The sequence below is a fragment of the Paenibacillus sp. MSJ-34 genome, assembly GCF_018918005.1.
Taxonomy (GTDB): Bacteria; Bacillota; Bacilli; order Paenibacillales; family Paenibacillaceae; genus MSJ-34.
Genome location: NZ_JAHLPR010000036.1, coordinates 39,636 through 54,399 on the forward strand (window position 1 = coordinate 39,636; position 14,764 = coordinate 54,399).

Below are 14,764 nucleotides of genomic sequence, written 5' to 3' on the forward strand. Positions count from 1 at the left end.
TCGGATGTTTAAGAAAGTCTACAATTGGATGGACGAACGTCTTGATATCACGCCGATGTGGAGAGACGTTGCGGATCATGAAGTTCCGGAACACGTCAATCCGGCGCATCATTTTTCCGCCTTCGTGTATTGCTTTGGCGGGCTGACGTTTTTCATCACTGTAATTCAAATTTTATCCGGGATGTTCCTTACGATGTATTACGTTCCGGATATTATTAACGCTTATGCGAGCGTCGAATATTTGCAAACCAAAGTCGCGTTCGGCCAGATCGTGCGCGGGATGCATCACTGGGGTGCGAGTTTGGTTATCGTAATGATGTTTTTGCATACGATGCGCGTATTTTTTACCGGTTCCTACAAGGCGCCGCGCGAGATGAACTGGGTTGTCGGCATGCTTATTTTCTTCGTCATGCTCGGTCTCGGTTTGACCGGTTATTTATTGCCTTGGGACAACAAAGCGTATTTTGCGACGAAAGTAACGATGGAAATTGCGGATTCCGTTCCATTGATCGGACCGTACTTGAAAGAATTGGCGCAAGGCGGAACCATCGTCGGAGCTCAAACGTTATCGCGCTTTTTCGCAATTCACGTCTTTTTCTTGCCGGCCTGTCTTCTTGCCCTTTTAGGAGGACATTTCTTCATGATCCGCAGACAAGGAATTTCGGGACCGCTATAAGAAGGGAGGAATATCGATGGCACACGGTCATAAATCAAATGAAAAAGTTGTATTCGTGGGCGATTCTCGCGTCCGCGTTAGAACCAACAAGCCGGAACAACCGGACTACAGATCTTTTCCGGGGAAGTCGGAAGCGTTTATTCCTAACTTCTTATTGAAAGAATGGATGGTCGGCGTTGTCGTGCTGGTCGGCTTTCTCGTATTGACGATTTCCGAACCGGCCCCGCTTGGATTTCCGGCGGATCCGAACGCGGCTTTCATTCCGATTCCAGACTGGTATTTCTTGTTCTTGTATCAGTTTTTGAAATTCCCGTACGCATCGGGTGATTTCATCGTAATCGGTACCGTATTGGTTCCGGGCGTCGCATTCGGGGCGCTGGTGCTGGCTCCGTTCCTGGATACAGGCAAAGAACGGCGCTTCTACCGCCGACCGATCGCTTCCTCTTTGATGTTCTTGGGGCTCATTTCGCTTGTTTACTTGACAAGTTCGGCATGGGGCGAATATCAGGAAGAACTTTCGGCGACAGGCATTAAACCTGAACATATCACTCGCGAAGAACAAGCCCGCGAGAACTTCGAGAACGGACTTCCGACGAGCAGCGCGAAGAAGCCGGTGGAAGTTGCGATCGTCGAACCTGACGATCCGGCGATGGAATACTTAAAAACCGCTACTTGCCTAGCGTGCCACGGAAACGATTTGAAAGGCACGAACGGCGCGCCGGCGCTCCGCGGCGTAGGGGATAAGCATTCGAAAGAAGAGATCCTGAAGATTATTCATGAAGGATCGGAGAACGGCAAAATGCCTGCCATGTACGATATCGCCGTCGGCAACGGTTTAACGGACGATCAAATCGATCATCTGGCCGAATGGCTTGCGAAACAGAAAAAGGCATAGTAATATGTTAGGGAACAGAACCTGGTCGTTTATTCGATCAGGTTTCCTTTATTAAGGGGGGAAAAGATTGAACGTCGCTTTCTTTTGGAGCAAACATTTTTTGACGAACCGCATTATTTTATGGTGTTTATTTTGGTTTAACTTGCTCGGCACGATTTACGGCTACATATGGTACGGTCCGCAATTGCGATATACGTACGAGAATTCCCCCGTATGGCAGCTTGTGTTCGTTCCGGACAGCCCGACAGCCAGCTTGTTTTTTACGATCGCGGTGCTGTTCCTGCTGTACCCGCCCGTCAGGTCGAAGTTCATGATCGGATTGCGGAAGATCGTCGAAGGTCTCGCCGTTATCACTTCGGTGAAATACGGCATTTGGGCGGTGGCAATTATTTTTGCGGGAGCCGCGCAAGGGAATATGCTCGTATGGCAGGATTGGATGCTTGTTGCGTCGCATACGGCAATGGCGGTCGAAGCGTTGTTGTTCGTTCGCTTTTTCTCGTTTGGAACGGGCGCGCTCGTAATCGGTTTATTATGGACATTGCTTAACGATACGGTAGATTATACGTTTCATGTGTTTCCAACGCTGCCTGGAGTGTTGATGGACGATCTTGCGGCCGTGCGCAACTTTACGTTCGGTTTGACTATCTTCAGCTTCGTTTGCGGTTACGCGGCGCTGCGGGCGGCCAGAGCGATACGCCAACGGAAATAAGGCAAGGCTGCGGCATATTCCTGGGCGCTTCGCTGTTTCGCCGCGACGGATGTTCTAGCGCCGGACAACCTTTCATAGTATGTACTGTGGGAGGGATGATCCATGCTTCGCAAATTGCTGCTTATCCTTTGCATCGGAACGATATGGTTCGGCAATCCGATATACGGTTCGGCGAGCGACTCGCATGATCGGTACGCGACATATGCGTCCGGCGACCGGCCAGTGGATCGAAACAAGCTGGAGGAATTCGATCGGTTGGCGGATTCCGTATACCGCTATACGTCCGATGGTAATATATTGGAAGTGCGCAAACGGATCGCGCAAATGGAAAAGCTGTTTGCGCAAATTCGTTTTGAGGGAGCCGCTTCCGTGGAAGGGGTCGGGGCTCTTTCGGAATGCATTGTCGATATGAAACGGATCGTCAATCAAGCGACGATTCAACCGGAACGATGGCTGGAAGCGGCCGCTACCGTCCGGCTGGCCGCCGATGCGTTAACGCATCCCGAGCAGCCGATGTGGCATCAGTATTATAAAGTCATGAACGACGATATCGAACGGATGGAGCAGGGGCTGGCCGCGGAAACGGGAGGAGCTGCCGCCATCCGGGCGGCGTTTGCCGCTTTTCAGCAGCATTACAATGTCATTCGCCCGGCGGCGGCGATTCAGCGGGCGTCTGAAGAAATCGAGAAGCTCGATTCGATGATGGCTTATTTGCGCCAGCGGATTACGAAAGATAAGGTAGAGCGGGAAGATTTGCGAAAGATACTGCCCGTTGGCAGGCAATGGGTGAACGAGCTGTTTTTCGGCAAAAAAGACGTTCCTACCTTTATGCCGATCGTCGGCACGAACGACCAATGGATATGGACGCTGTGGATTGGAACCGTCGTCGTCATCGTACTCGGTTACGTCGCCTGGCGCAAATACCGGTACGAGAAAAAGGCGGAAGCCGAGAGGCGCCGCCGCAAGCCTGAACGATAGCCCGAGGAATCGGGCTTTTTTCATGAGTGGCATGCCGTGCGCTGCATTCTCATTTTCGCGGTATTGTTTTTTTTCCCCTTCTGTCGATATCCCCTTCGTTCAGTGGATGGTGTGTGGTGTATGATGTATGGTTTGGTTTGGTTTGGAGCGCAATGAAAAATACAGCGTTCGGCTATCTAAGCCGCTTCTGAAGCGCGGTCTCTGCGCTCTTCTTGCACCGCTCGCAGCTTCCAGCGCACGGTGTTTCGCTGCATGTCGGCGGGCGGTCGACCACACTCTCGCTCGACGCCTGCAACTAACGGTAAAAACTGGAGCTATTTTGTACTCGGAAAGCGAAAAGAGAAAGTTAGCGGCATTTTCTACAGTTAATCTCGTCCACATTGGCCCGATCTTGCGATCTGCCGCACATTAGCGCCGGTTTTTACCGTTAATGAACGCAGATAGCGGGGAGCGCGAAAATGAACTCCACATTTTGGAGCTATCGAGAGGCAGGTCTGTTCCGAGCGAACTGGAGCTAATGCGAAGGCTGATAGATCCTGGCGAGGAGGAGCTAATCCGTGGCTGATCTCATCTTAGCGAGGTGAAGCTAATGCGAATGGTGATAAGACTAAGCGAATTGGAACTAGTCGAAAATTTGATAGGTCCTGAGCGAGCGGGATTTCGACGAACGGCGGGAAAAAAGAAAAAGCCGGGGCGCCCGGCCGAAACGCTATGATTCCTTAAACCCTTCCCCGTGCACGTCATGCACGTCGTTGATGATGACAAACGCGCGCGGATCGACCGATCTTACGATTTGATGAAGCCGGCGCATTTCCTGGCGTCCGACGATGCAGTACGCGATATATTTGGATTGCTTGGAATAGGCGCCTACCGCAGGAATGAGCGTCACGCCGCGCTCCATATCGCGCGTCACGATGTCCGCGATTTCAGGCGCGCGGTCGCTGATAATCGTAAAGGCTTTGGCCGCGTATGCGCCTTCTTGAATAAAATCGATCATTTTCGAAGCGATGAACACGACGATAAATGTGTACAGTATTTTTTCCTTCGGGATAAAAAACAAGGAGGAGCCGATGATGATGACATCGAGCGATAAAATGATTTGCCCCATGCTCCAACCGAACCGGCGGTTCAATATCCTGGCGATTATATCCGCCCCTCCGGTCGTTCCTCCGAAGCGGAAGACGATTCCGAGCCCCGCTCCCAGCGTTACCCCTGCATATAATGCCGCCAATATGTAATCGTGATCGGTTTGAAACGGGACGATCCAGCCGGCGCGAATCCCCGATTCGAACAGCCATAGGAAAAAAGTAAGCGACAGCGTGCCGAGAATCGTGTAAGCCATCGGCTTCTTGCCGAGCACCTTCCATCCGACGAAGAACAGCGGAATGTTTAGGACAAGCGTCGACAAGGAAGGCTGTATGTTAAAGGCGTATTTCAGCAATACGGTTACCCCTGTAATGCCTCCTTCCATCAGTTGGTTTGGAATGATGAAGTATAAAAGGCCCAGGGCGTATATCGCCGTACCAAGTATAATCGGCGCGATCGTTTTGATTTGAGCTAGAGCAAAATGTTTACTCATCGGATCCTCCCAGAGCCGGTTGCGCAAAAGCCGAACCGGATGATTTTATTTCCGTTCTATATAGTATCTCTTTTTATCCAAGAAGAAAAGCGCGATTTTCTCATGTTGGAGCAAAACATTTTTGGACGGCCCGCAAAAAAAGGGTTTGTGTTCAATACGGCTTTAGGATAACATATTGATAAAAACATAAAGAAGGGGTAGGGGAACGAGGCTATGGCAGAAGAGAAGTCGTTAGCGGAAATACAGCGGGAAGTGGATCGTTACATATCCCAATTTAAAGAGGGATACTTCAGCCCGCTCGCGCTCGTTGCGCGGATGGCCGAAGAGGTCGGGGAACTGGCCCGCGAAGTCAATCACCGTTACGGAGAAAAGCCGAAAAAGCCGGACGAAGCCGAAAACTCGGTCGAGCTGGAATTAGGCGATATTCTCTTTATTACGATATGTTTCGCCAATTCGCTCGGAATCGATTTGACGAAAGCGCATGATCAAGTGCTCGAAAAGTTCAACACGCGGGATGCGGATCGTTGGACGAAAAAACACACCGAATAACCGCCCTTCTCATATGCTATAGTGGCTTCAGGATAGAAGCCGGGAGGAGGAAGGGCCGGTGAATGCGGATGAAATGATTAAGCAAGCTTATCATTCCATTCTACAAGGCGATTTCGGGCGTGCCGTCTATTGGTTCGAACAGGCGATATTGCTGGACGGCAATCATCCGGATTACCATTATAAGCTGTCGATTACGTATGCTCGCAGCGGCCGGTTGCAGCAAGCGATCGTCCATGCGAAACGCGCGTCGGATTTACAGCCTGAGCATGAGAAGTATCGGCTTCATCTGCAGCATTTGCAGGCGAAAGAGCGAATCGAAGAAGCGGAGAACTATACGGGCGACAATGCGATCGACGCGCACGCAGCCATTCATCTGCTGCGGCAAGCGGTCGAGCTCGATCCGCTCGCGGTGCGGGCTTACGTGCTGATGGCCGAAGCCTACGCGAAGCTGCAAGATTATCATCAGGCGATTCGTTGCTTGGGAGAAGCACGCAAGCTTGATCCCGACAACGAAACGGTTAAAGTATTATACGAGGACTGGAAACAAAAATTGGCAAAAGATCTCGAAATAGAAGGAGTTGCAGGCGATCATGCAAAAAATTAAAGTTGCGGTAACAGGCGCAGGCGGGCGAATGGGCAAAGAAGTCGTAAAAATGGTGCTGGAGGACGAGGCATTGCAATTGGTCGCAGCCGTCGATCCTCACTCCGGCGGGATAGATGCCGCTTCCTTGGTCGGATTGCCGGCATCCGAAGTCATCGTGACGACCGATCTCGAAACGACGCTGGCCGATTCGAAGCCGGATGTCATGGTCGACTTTACGACGCCGCAAACGGTATTCCATAATACGAAGACGGCGATCGAGCATGGCGTGCGGCCTGTCATCGGAACGACGGGCTTTACGCCCGAACAAATCGAAGAGCTGGACAAGCTTTGCCAAGATCGCCAAATTGGCGGATTAATCGCCCCTAATTTTTCGATCGGGGCCATTCTCATGATGAAATTTGCGGCGCAGGCTGCGAAATATTTCCCCCACCTGGAAATTATCGAATATCATGGCGACCAGAAGCTGGATGCGCCGTCGGGTACGGCGGTGAAAACGGCCGAGCTTATTTCGCAAGTACGGGAGGAATTGCGTCAAGGCAACCCGAAAGAGGAAGAAACGATCGAAGGGGCGCGAGGCGGATATTACAACGGTTTCCGCATACATAGCGTCCGTCTGCCGGGCGTTTTTGCGCAGCAGGAAGTCATATTCGGCGGTTTCGGCCAAACGCTCAAAATCCGCCACGATTCGTACGAGCGCGCCGGTTATATGCCGGGCGTAAACCTTGCCGTCAAAAAAGTAATGGAATATACCGGATTGATCTATGGATTTGACCATTTTATAGAATAAGATATGGGGCGATTCTGAAATGATGGACATTGCATTTATAGCGCATGATCGTAAAAAAGACGAGATGGTTAATTTTGTAACCGCGTATGAGAAAGTGTTTCAAGGGCATCGTTTATATTCGACCGGAACGACGGGAATGCGAATTATGGAGAAGACAGGGCTGAACATTCACCGTTTCATGTCGGGTCCGCTTGGAGGAGATCAGCAGATCGGCGCTCTCGTCGCACAGAACGAGATGGATCTCATCATTTTTCTGCGCGATCCTTTGATGGCGCAGCCGCATGAGCCTGATATTATCGCTCTGCTTCGCCTATGCGACGTGCAGGGCATTCCGGTCGCCACGAACATCGCGACGGCGGAAATATTGGTGAAGGCGCTGGACCGCGGCGATTTCGCATGGCGGGAGCTTGTCCATAAATATAAGCCGGGTATTGAAGAATGACGGATCGACTGGACATTCTTATTTTCGGCGCCCATCCGGACGACGCGGAGATCGGAATGGGCGGTACGGTCGCCAAACATACGCAAGCGGGGATAAAGGTAGGAATCTGCGATCTGACGCATGCGGAAATGTCGTCCAACGGCAATGTGGACACGCGCAGGATCGAGGCCGAAGAAGCTTCGCGCATTCTGGGGTTGACGGCCCGCACGAATTTGGGCTTGCCCGATCGCGGGCTGCGAGCGGAGAAAGAACAGATCGATCCGATCGTCCGCGAAATTCGCCGTTTCGCGCCTCGAATCGTCTTCGCGCCGTATTGGGAAGATCGTCATCCCGATCATGTCATGTGCAGCAGAATGGTGCAGGAAGCCGTCTTCAACGCGAAATTGCGGCGGTATATGCCGGAATTCGAGGCGGTAACGGTGGAACAGCTTTATTTCTACTATATTAATGATTTGGGCCCTTCCGATCTTGCGGTCGATGTAACGGCCGTTTATGAGACAAAGTTGAACGCGCTGAAGGCGTATCGCTCGCAATTTACTTCTCCGGGCACGGTAGCGGAATATGTGCGGACGCCTTTGAATCAAGGTTATATCGAGCAAGTGGAAGCGCGGGACAGAGTGACGGGACAGAAGCGTCTCGTCCGGTACGCGGAAAGCTTTACGACCAAGCAGCCTCATTTGATTAACCTATTTTAAACAAACGCCGAATAATATAAATGTTATAGTCGGCTTATGAACGCTGGGTCAATACAGATAACGATAGGAGGAACATGCCGGATGGGGGAAATGCTGAAAATCGGAATTACTTGTTACCCTTCTCTTGGCGGTTCGGGAGTTGTGGCGACGGAGCTTGGAAAATTGCTAGCGGAGAAGGGCCATGAAGTGCATTTTATAACGCACAGCGTTCCGTTCCGTTTAGGTACGTTTCAAAAAAATATATTTTATCATGAAGTGGAGGTAAGCGATTATTACGTCTTTCGCTACCCTCCTTACGATTTGTCTCTGGCGAGCAAAATGGCTCAGGTGGCGCGCATGCGCGGATTGGATATCTTGCATGTCCATTATGCGGTTCCGCATGCGATATGCGCTTATTTGGCAAAGCAAATGCTCGGCGATTCGCTGAAGATCGTGACGACGCTTCACGGCACCGATATTACCGTGCTTGCGCAGGACGAAACGTTGAAAGATATGATCCGTTTCGGGATTAACAACAGCGATGCGGTGACGGCGGTATCCAAAGATTTGATCGCCGAGACGAAGGAATTGCTGGAAATTACGCGTCATATCGACCTGACATACAATTTCGTCGATAAGCGGGTATATTATCCGCGGAATTGTTCGGATCTGCGTGCGGGAATCGCCGCGCCGCATGAGAAAATTTTGATGCATATTTCGAATTTCCGCCCGGTGAAACGGGTATCCGACGTTGTGGACATATTCGCCAAAGTTAGCGAACGGCTGCCGACTCGGCTCGTTCTCGTCGGCGAAGGTCCGGATTTGCCGAAAATCCAATCCAAAATTCAGCAACTCGGGCTCGAAGACCGCGTCACCTTTCTTGGCAAGCAGGACGATGTCGCGCAGGTGATATCGATCGCCGACTTGATGCTGCTCCCTTCGGAAAAAGAAAGCTTCGGACTTGTCGCGCTGGAAGCGATGGCATGCGGCGTGCCGACGGTAGGCTCCCAGGCGGGAGGCATTCCCGAACTGGTGACGCATGGGGAAACCGGATTTTTGGCGCCGATCGGCGACACGGACCAGATGGCGGATTACGCTTATCGGCTGCTGTCCGATCCGCAATTGGCGGCCCGCATATCCGCAAACTGTTTGGATCGGGCGCGGACCGAATTCTGCAATGATTTGATTATGTCGGAATACGAACAAATTTATTATCGCGTGCTGGGCCGACCGGCGCCTGCGCGAGTAAGCAAGGATGTTTGCGTATAATGCAAATTCGTATCGAAGGTTCATTGGGGGAAGAAGCCGGAATCGTGCTGGCTGCGCTGCAGGATAACGGGCATTCAGCCTATTTGGTCGGGGGATGCGTGCGGGACGCGCTTCTCGACCGCCCGATTGCCGATATCGATATTGCGACCTCAGCGTTGCCCGCTGAGGTCATGCGCGTTTTCCCCCGTACGGCTCCAACCGGCGTAAAGCACGGGACCGTTACCGTCATCATGAACGAGCATACTTTCGAAGTGACGACATTCCGCAGGGAATCCGCATATGAGAAATTCCGCCGGCCTGCGAAGGTCGAATTCATCTCGGAGCTGCGCGATGATTTGCTTCGCCGCGATTTTACGATGAATGCGATCGCCCTCGACCGGAACGGACGCTTGATCGATCCCTTCGGCGGACAAGCCGATATCCGCAAGCGAATCGTGCGTTGCGTAGGCGAAGCGGATGCGCGGTTTCAGGAAGACGCGCTGCGTATGATGCGCTGCCTCCGGTTTGCCGCGACATACGGTTTTGCGATCGCGAAGGAGACGTGGGCGGCGCTGCTGCGCCATCGGGACAAGCTTCGCTTCATCGCGGTCGAACGCATCCGGGCCGAATTGGAGAAAATGATCGAGGGGCCCGATCCGTTCAGGGCAATCGAACTGCTGCGGCGCAGCCGGTTAATGGAGCATACCGGCATCAAGCTGCCGCAATCCGTTGCCGCGTCGCTTGCCTGGGATGCCAAGCGCGGAAACGGGAACGGCTGCAGTTCGCGCCTGCGTTCGTTGCAAGGGCCGGCCGCGTTCGCGGACGACCCGGCGCTGCGTTGGGCCGCTCTGCTGGCATGCTGCGAAACGGATGCCGATGCGGCCCGCGGACTGCTGCAAACGTTGACGTTCGCAGGGAGCAAGACCGCGCGGATTACGGCGGCGCTGCGATTTGACGCCCGCTTGCGGACCGAGTTCGCACGGGCGGAGACCCGCCCGGCTGCGGCGCCGGAAATACGGCGCATATGGTTGTACGCCGCCCTCGAATTCGGCCGAAGCGCGGCCGAGGATTGGCTGGCGCTGCGCGAAGTAGAAGCGCCGTATGCGGATCAAGCCGTTTCTTCCGGCGGCGGGAACATGGTGGCGGAGCTTGGCGCGGCAGCGGCAAACGGCCGCCGTTGGTTGAACGAAATGGGGGCGGCGAGTGTGCGCGAACTGGATGTCCGCGGGCAAGATTTGCTGTCGCTGTTCGAGCGTCCGCCCGGTCCGTGGCTTGGGCGGTTGTTGGAATTGCTGCTGAAGAAAGTCGCGGTCGAATCGTTGCCGAACGAGAAAGAAGCATTGTTAAACGAAGCGAAACGAGTGATGAATGACCATGAATGATGCGTTGCTGCAAATATTTTTGGATAAGCAGGGCGAATATGTATCCGGCGAAGAAATTAGCCGCAAATTGCAAATAAGCCGGACGGCCGTATGGAAGCAAATTAACCGTCTGCGCAAAAAAGGATATGAATTCGAAGCCGTCTCCCGTCTGGGCTACCGTTATATCGGCAGGCCGGCGCGGTTGGATCCGGATGCCTTGCTTGCGAGAATGAATACGAAAACGATGGGCCGAAGCATCCAACTGGTTGAAACGGCGGCCTCGACGCAAACGTTGGCGCAGCAGCTTGCGGCGCAAGGGGCCCCGGAGGGGGCGCTGGTCATTGCCGAAGAGCAAACGGCAGGGCGGGGCCGCATGGGGCGGTCGTGGCACTCGCCGTCAGGCAAAGGGATTTGGATGAGCCTCGTGCTGAGGCCGCGTATATCGCTGCAGTTTACGCCCCAATTGACGCTGCTGGCCGCCGTGGCGATTTGCCGCAGCTTGCAGAAATTCATCCCGGCAAAAGTCGGCATTAAATGGCCAAACGATTTGCTGGTGAACGGCCGCAAAATATGCGGCATACTGCTCGAATCCAGTGCGGAGGACGAGCGGATCCGTCATGTCATCGCCGGCATCGGCATTAGCGTCAATTTGACGGAAGCGGATTATCCGGAAGAGCTGCGCGCCAAAGCGACGTCGCTGCGAATCGAAGCGGGGCGCAAGATCGACCGCGCGGAAATCATCCTCGACATTATGCGCGAATTCGAAACGTTGTACGAACTGTATCATGAACAAGGCTTTGCGCCGATTCGCACGCTATGGGAACTCAATTCGGTGACTTTGAATCGTCCGATAACGGTCCGTACGGCGAACGGCTCGATCGACTGCGTAGCCAAGCAATTGGATGAAACCGGGGCCTTGATCGTGTTGAACAAAGACGGGGAACGATTGAAATTGTTCTCGGGCGAAATCGAGATGCCAAATTAAATAGTGAATTTCGCCGTACGGCATGTTATACTTTTATGCAAGAGGCGATATCGTGCGAACGAATTGCACTCGGGCAGCAATTATATACGCATAATTTCATATTCGCATTCGGCGGTTCGGCGTGAAAGTTCGTGCGGACCGGCGATAACGTTGTGGGAAATGGATTCTGCTCTGAGCCTCAGGGACCGAGACAGAAGGATGATCGCAAGTGATTCTTTTTTGTGTTGGGACCTTTTTAGTGGAAATGCTAAAAGGTTTTTTTGTTTTGCGCACAATACAAAAGAGAAAAGGAGTTGAACTTCCGATGAACAATCAACGATTGACGATACCGAAATTGAAAAAAATGAAACAAGACCGAATTCCGGTCACGATGATAACGGCATACGATTTTCCTTCGGCCAAGCTTGCGGAAGAAGCGGGGGTCGATATCATTCTGGTAGGCGATTCCCTCGGCAACGTCGTGCTCGGGTATGAAACGACCGTTCCGGTGACGCTTGACGATATGGTGTACCACTCCCGGGCCGTGGCGCGCGGCGCGCAGCACACGTTTATCGTGACGGACCTGCCGTTCTTGACCTACCACGGCAGCATCGATCAAACGCTGCGCAATGCGGCGCGAATTATGCAGGAAGGCCATGCGAACGCCGTTAAGATGGAAGGCGGCGCCGATATTTGCCTCGCCGTAGACGCATGCGTGAAGGCGGGCGTTCCGGTGCTTGGGCATATCGGCTTGACTCCGCAGTCGGTCAATCGCATCGGCGGGTACCGGATTCAGGGGAAAGACGAACAAGACGCCAAGCGTTTGCTCGAAGACGCCAAAGCGTTGGAACGCGCGGGCGCGTTTGCCGTCGTGCTTGAGCTGGTGACGGAGCAGGTGGCGGAATATATATCGCGGGAACTTACGATTCCGACGATCGGAATCGGCGCCGGCCGCGGCTGCGACGGGCAAGTTCTCGTATTCCACGACGTGGTGCGGTACGCTTCCCCATATTATGAGAAAAGATTCGTTAAAACGTATGCCGATGTCGGCGGCATCATTCGCCAAGGCATTTCGCAATATGTCAAAGAAGTGAAGGATCGCTCGTTCCCGGCCGAGGACCACGTATTTGCGGCGGCGGACACGGTTGCCGAGAGCTTGTACGGCGGCGGAGGCAATCATGCGAATGAGGAGACGGCCAATTCGGGCGAGAGAGGAGCGCACACAACCAAATGATCGTATTAGGCGCGATTGAAGATATACGGAGCGAGCTTGCCCGGCTGCGCCGCAACCGTTCGTTCGCTTCGGCGGAAGCCAAGGTCGGCTTTGTGCCGACGATGGGCTATTTGCATGAGGGGCATGTCAGTTTATTGCGGCAAGCGAAAGCAACATGCGACATTGTCGTTTTGAGCATCTTCGTCAATCCGATCCAATTCGGACCGGGCGAAGATCTCGACAAATATCCGCGCGACGAGAAGCGGGATCTGGATATCGCGCGAAAAGCCGGGGTAGATGTCGTGTTTATGCCGACAGTGGAGACGATGTATCCACACGGCGCGAAAACATACGTCAAGGTCGCCGAGCTTACGGAGCGGCTGTGCGGGGCTTCGAGACCCGGCCATTTCGACGGCGTTTCGACGGTCGTCACGAAGTTATTCAACATCGTTAAGCCCGATAAGGCGTTCTTCGGCTTGAAGGACGCGCAGCAAATTGCGGTCATCGAGCAAATGGTACAGGATTTGAACATCGACGTAGAGATTGTGGCGTGTCCGATCGTTCGCGAAGAGGACGGGCTCGCGATGAGTTCGCGCAACGTCTATCTAAGTCCGGAAGAGCGCGAGCAGGCGCTCGTCTTGTCGCAAGCTCTGGGTCGCATCGAGGATTGGATCGGCGCAGGCGCGAACTCGGCGGAAGCTTTGCGATCGCAAATTGTGCGGCATATTGAGAGCGCGCCGCTGGCGCGCATCGATTACGTGGACATATTGACATTCCCGGCGCTGCAGCCGATTGAACCGGGTACCGACATCAGCGAGCGCCGCGAGACGATCATCGTCGCGCTGGCGGTGAAATTCGGCCATACCAGGCTGATCGACAACCGGTTGCTGCCGCAACGCGCATCATATGCGGTTGAACTATTCGACAAGGAGGAACGAGCCACATGTTTAGAACGATGATGAAATCGAAGCTGCATCGCGCAACCGTAACGGAAGCCGATTTGAATTATGTCGGCAGCATCACGATCGATGAAAATTTAATGGATGAAGCGGATCTGCTCGTTAATGAAAAAGTTCAGATTGTAAACAATAATAACGGAGCGCGATTGGAAACGTACGTCATTCCGGGACCGCGGGGCTCCGGCGTTATTTGTTTAAACGGCGCGGCGGCCAGACTGGTGCAGCCCGGCGATAAAATCATTATTATTTCGTACGCGATCATGTCGGACGAAGACGCGAAGAAGTTCCAGCCGAAAGTCGTCATTCTTGGCGAAGGAAATCAAATAACGGACGTTCACCGCGAAGAGATTCATGCGACGATTTTGTAAGCAATGTTAAGCCTGTTCAGCTTTATGTAAAGGCTGGAACGGGGAATTAAAAAGCTCGCCTTAACAAAAAATGAGGTTACGGCAATATGATTTTTGGGCTGTACACTTTCGTTAAGGGTGGGATGCAGTGATGTTCCAACATTTGTTTGCAACCATGAACGAAATGTTAGATGAAATCATTCTACATTATCCTCAGGCGCAGGACGTATCGAAACAGGAATTGAACCAAAAATTGGCGCTGCTACGGGCGCTAAGCGACGGCATTATTGAAGAGTGGTTGTTGTTCGAGGAGAAGATGGGGGCGTTTCGGGCCAAAGGGGCAGGACAGAAGGAATGGCTGGAAAGTTCCGCAGAAACGCGCAGCGAAGCTTTTATGCGCGGACAAGGCTACTATCGCCTGTTTATGTTCAGACAGGCGATTGACGCCTTTGAAACGGTCGTGAGCCAATTTCCCGACAGCATCGTCTCCCGCATTTATTTGGCCATGGCTTATTTGCAACTTGGCGAAAGCAATGATGCGTACCGCCATTTTCAACTCATTATTCCTCTGACCGATAACAAAAAGGTAAAGGCGATTTCTTACAATGCGCTCGGATGCATCCAAGCGCAAAGGAAAAATTTCGAAAAAGCGCAAGAATATTTTAAACTCGCCCATCAAACCGACCCCCAATTGCAGGAACCGCTCGCAAATTTGAAGGTATGCCAATACAACGACGGTACATTGCAATACGGCAGCGAATTGACTTCTTTCATGTAAA

Annotated in this window: 17 protein-coding genes; 16 read left to right on the plus strand and 1 reads right to left on the minus strand. The window is 52.9% G+C overall.

The window, feature by feature from the left end; translation table 11 throughout:
• The first annotated feature begins 4 nt into the window (after window positions 1-4).
• From qcrB to KQI79_RS18405, 4 genes are all read left to right on the plus strand, one after another.
• Window positions 5-676 carry a menaquinol-cytochrome c reductase cytochrome b subunit gene (gene qcrB / locus KQI79_RS18390; protein ID WP_216539753.1) on the plus strand — a complete coding sequence of 224 codons (672 nt, stop codon included), beginning with the start codon at window positions 5-7 and terminating at the stop codon, window positions 674-676.
• Window positions 677-692: 16 nt separating this feature from the next.
• Window positions 693-1,571, plus strand: a complete 879-nt coding sequence (locus KQI79_RS18395; protein WP_216539754.1) for a menaquinol-cytochrome c reductase cytochrome b/c subunit — start codon at window positions 693-695, stop codon at window positions 1,569-1,571.
• A gap of 67 nt (window positions 1,572-1,638) precedes the next feature.
• Window positions 1,639-2,280 carry a DUF1405 domain-containing protein gene (locus KQI79_RS18400; RefSeq protein ID WP_216539755.1) on the plus strand — a complete coding sequence of 214 codons (642 nt, stop codon included), beginning with the start codon at window positions 1,639-1,641 and terminating at the stop codon, window positions 2,278-2,280.
• A gap of 102 nt (window positions 2,281-2,382) precedes the next feature.
• On the plus strand, window positions 2,383-3,258 hold the full coding sequence (locus KQI79_RS18405) for a sporulation protein YpjB (protein ID WP_216539756.1): 876 nt from the start codon (window positions 2,383-2,385) through the stop codon (window positions 3,256-3,258).
• A gap of 709 nt (window positions 3,259-3,967) precedes the next feature.
• Here KQI79_RS18405 and KQI79_RS18410 read toward each other — a convergent pair.
• Window positions 3,968-4,837 (minus strand): YitT family protein, encoded by an 870-nt coding sequence (locus KQI79_RS18410; RefSeq protein WP_216539757.1) that lies wholly within the window; start codon window positions 4,835-4,837, stop codon window positions 3,968-3,970.
• Window positions 4,838-5,050: 213 nt separating this feature from the next.
• On the opposite strand from KQI79_RS18410, the gene KQI79_RS18415 reads away from it, so the two are divergent.
• The 12 genes from KQI79_RS18415 (at window position 5,051) to KQI79_RS18470 (ending at window position 14,763) form a co-directional block, all read left to right on the plus strand.
• On the plus strand, window positions 5,051-5,386 hold the full coding sequence (locus tag KQI79_RS18415; RefSeq protein ID WP_216539758.1) for a nucleotide pyrophosphohydrolase: 336 nt from the start codon (window positions 5,051-5,053) through the stop codon (window positions 5,384-5,386).
• A gap of 58 nt (window positions 5,387-5,444) precedes the next feature.
• Window positions 5,445-5,990 carry a tetratricopeptide repeat protein gene (locus KQI79_RS18420; protein ID WP_216539759.1) on the plus strand — a complete coding sequence of 182 codons (546 nt, stop codon included), beginning with the start codon at window positions 5,445-5,447 and terminating at the stop codon, window positions 5,988-5,990.
• Window positions 5,974-6,777, plus strand: coding sequence for a 4-hydroxy-tetrahydrodipicolinate reductase (dapB, locus tag KQI79_RS18425; protein ID WP_367398214.1), 804 nt, complete (start codon window positions 5,974-5,976; stop codon window positions 6,775-6,777). Before KQI79_RS18420 ends, dapB begins: the two co-directional genes overlap by 17 nt.
• Before the next feature lie 19 nt (window positions 6,778-6,796).
• Complete coding sequence (gene mgsA / locus KQI79_RS18430) at window positions 6,797-7,219, plus strand: methylglyoxal synthase (RefSeq protein ID WP_216539761.1); 423 nt, start codon at window positions 6,797-6,799, stop codon at window positions 7,217-7,219.
• Window positions 7,216-7,914, plus strand: a complete 699-nt coding sequence (bshB1, locus tag KQI79_RS18435; RefSeq protein WP_216539762.1) for a bacillithiol biosynthesis deacetylase BshB1 — start codon at window positions 7,216-7,218, stop codon at window positions 7,912-7,914. The genes mgsA and bshB1 overlap by 4 nt, the downstream gene beginning before the upstream one ends.
• An 81-nt stretch (window positions 7,915-7,995) precedes the next feature.
• Window positions 7,996-9,162, plus strand: a complete 1,167-nt coding sequence (gene bshA, locus KQI79_RS18440) for an N-acetyl-alpha-D-glucosaminyl L-malate synthase BshA (RefSeq protein WP_216539763.1) — start codon at window positions 7,996-7,998, stop codon at window positions 9,160-9,162.
• A complete protein-coding gene (locus KQI79_RS18445) occupies window positions 9,162-10,523 on the plus strand; it encodes a CCA tRNA nucleotidyltransferase (RefSeq protein WP_216539764.1) in 1,362 nt (453 codons plus the stop codon). Before bshA ends, KQI79_RS18445 begins: the two co-directional genes overlap by 1 nt.
• Entirely contained in the window at window positions 10,516-11,487 is a 972-nt protein-coding gene (locus tag KQI79_RS18450; RefSeq protein WP_216539798.1) for a biotin--[acetyl-CoA-carboxylase] ligase, read from the plus strand. Before KQI79_RS18445 ends, KQI79_RS18450 begins: the two co-directional genes overlap by 8 nt.
• Before the next feature lie 304 nt (window positions 11,488-11,791).
• Window positions 11,792-12,700 carry a 3-methyl-2-oxobutanoate hydroxymethyltransferase gene (gene panB, locus KQI79_RS18455; protein ID WP_216539765.1) on the plus strand — a complete coding sequence of 303 codons (909 nt, stop codon included), beginning with the start codon at window positions 11,792-11,794 and terminating at the stop codon, window positions 12,698-12,700.
• On the plus strand, window positions 12,697-13,638 hold the full coding sequence (gene panC / locus KQI79_RS18460) for a pantoate--beta-alanine ligase (RefSeq protein WP_216539766.1): 942 nt from the start codon (window positions 12,697-12,699) through the stop codon (window positions 13,636-13,638). Before panB ends, panC begins: the two co-directional genes overlap by 4 nt.
• Window positions 13,623-14,006, plus strand: a complete 384-nt coding sequence (gene panD, locus KQI79_RS18465) for an aspartate 1-decarboxylase (protein WP_216539767.1) — start codon at window positions 13,623-13,625, stop codon at window positions 14,004-14,006. Before panC ends, panD begins: the two co-directional genes overlap by 16 nt.
• Window positions 14,007-14,136: 130 nt before the next feature.
• Window positions 14,137-14,763, plus strand: a complete 627-nt coding sequence (locus KQI79_RS18470; RefSeq protein ID WP_216539768.1) for a tetratricopeptide repeat protein — start codon at window positions 14,137-14,139, stop codon at window positions 14,761-14,763.
• Window position 14,764 lies beyond the last annotated feature (1 nt).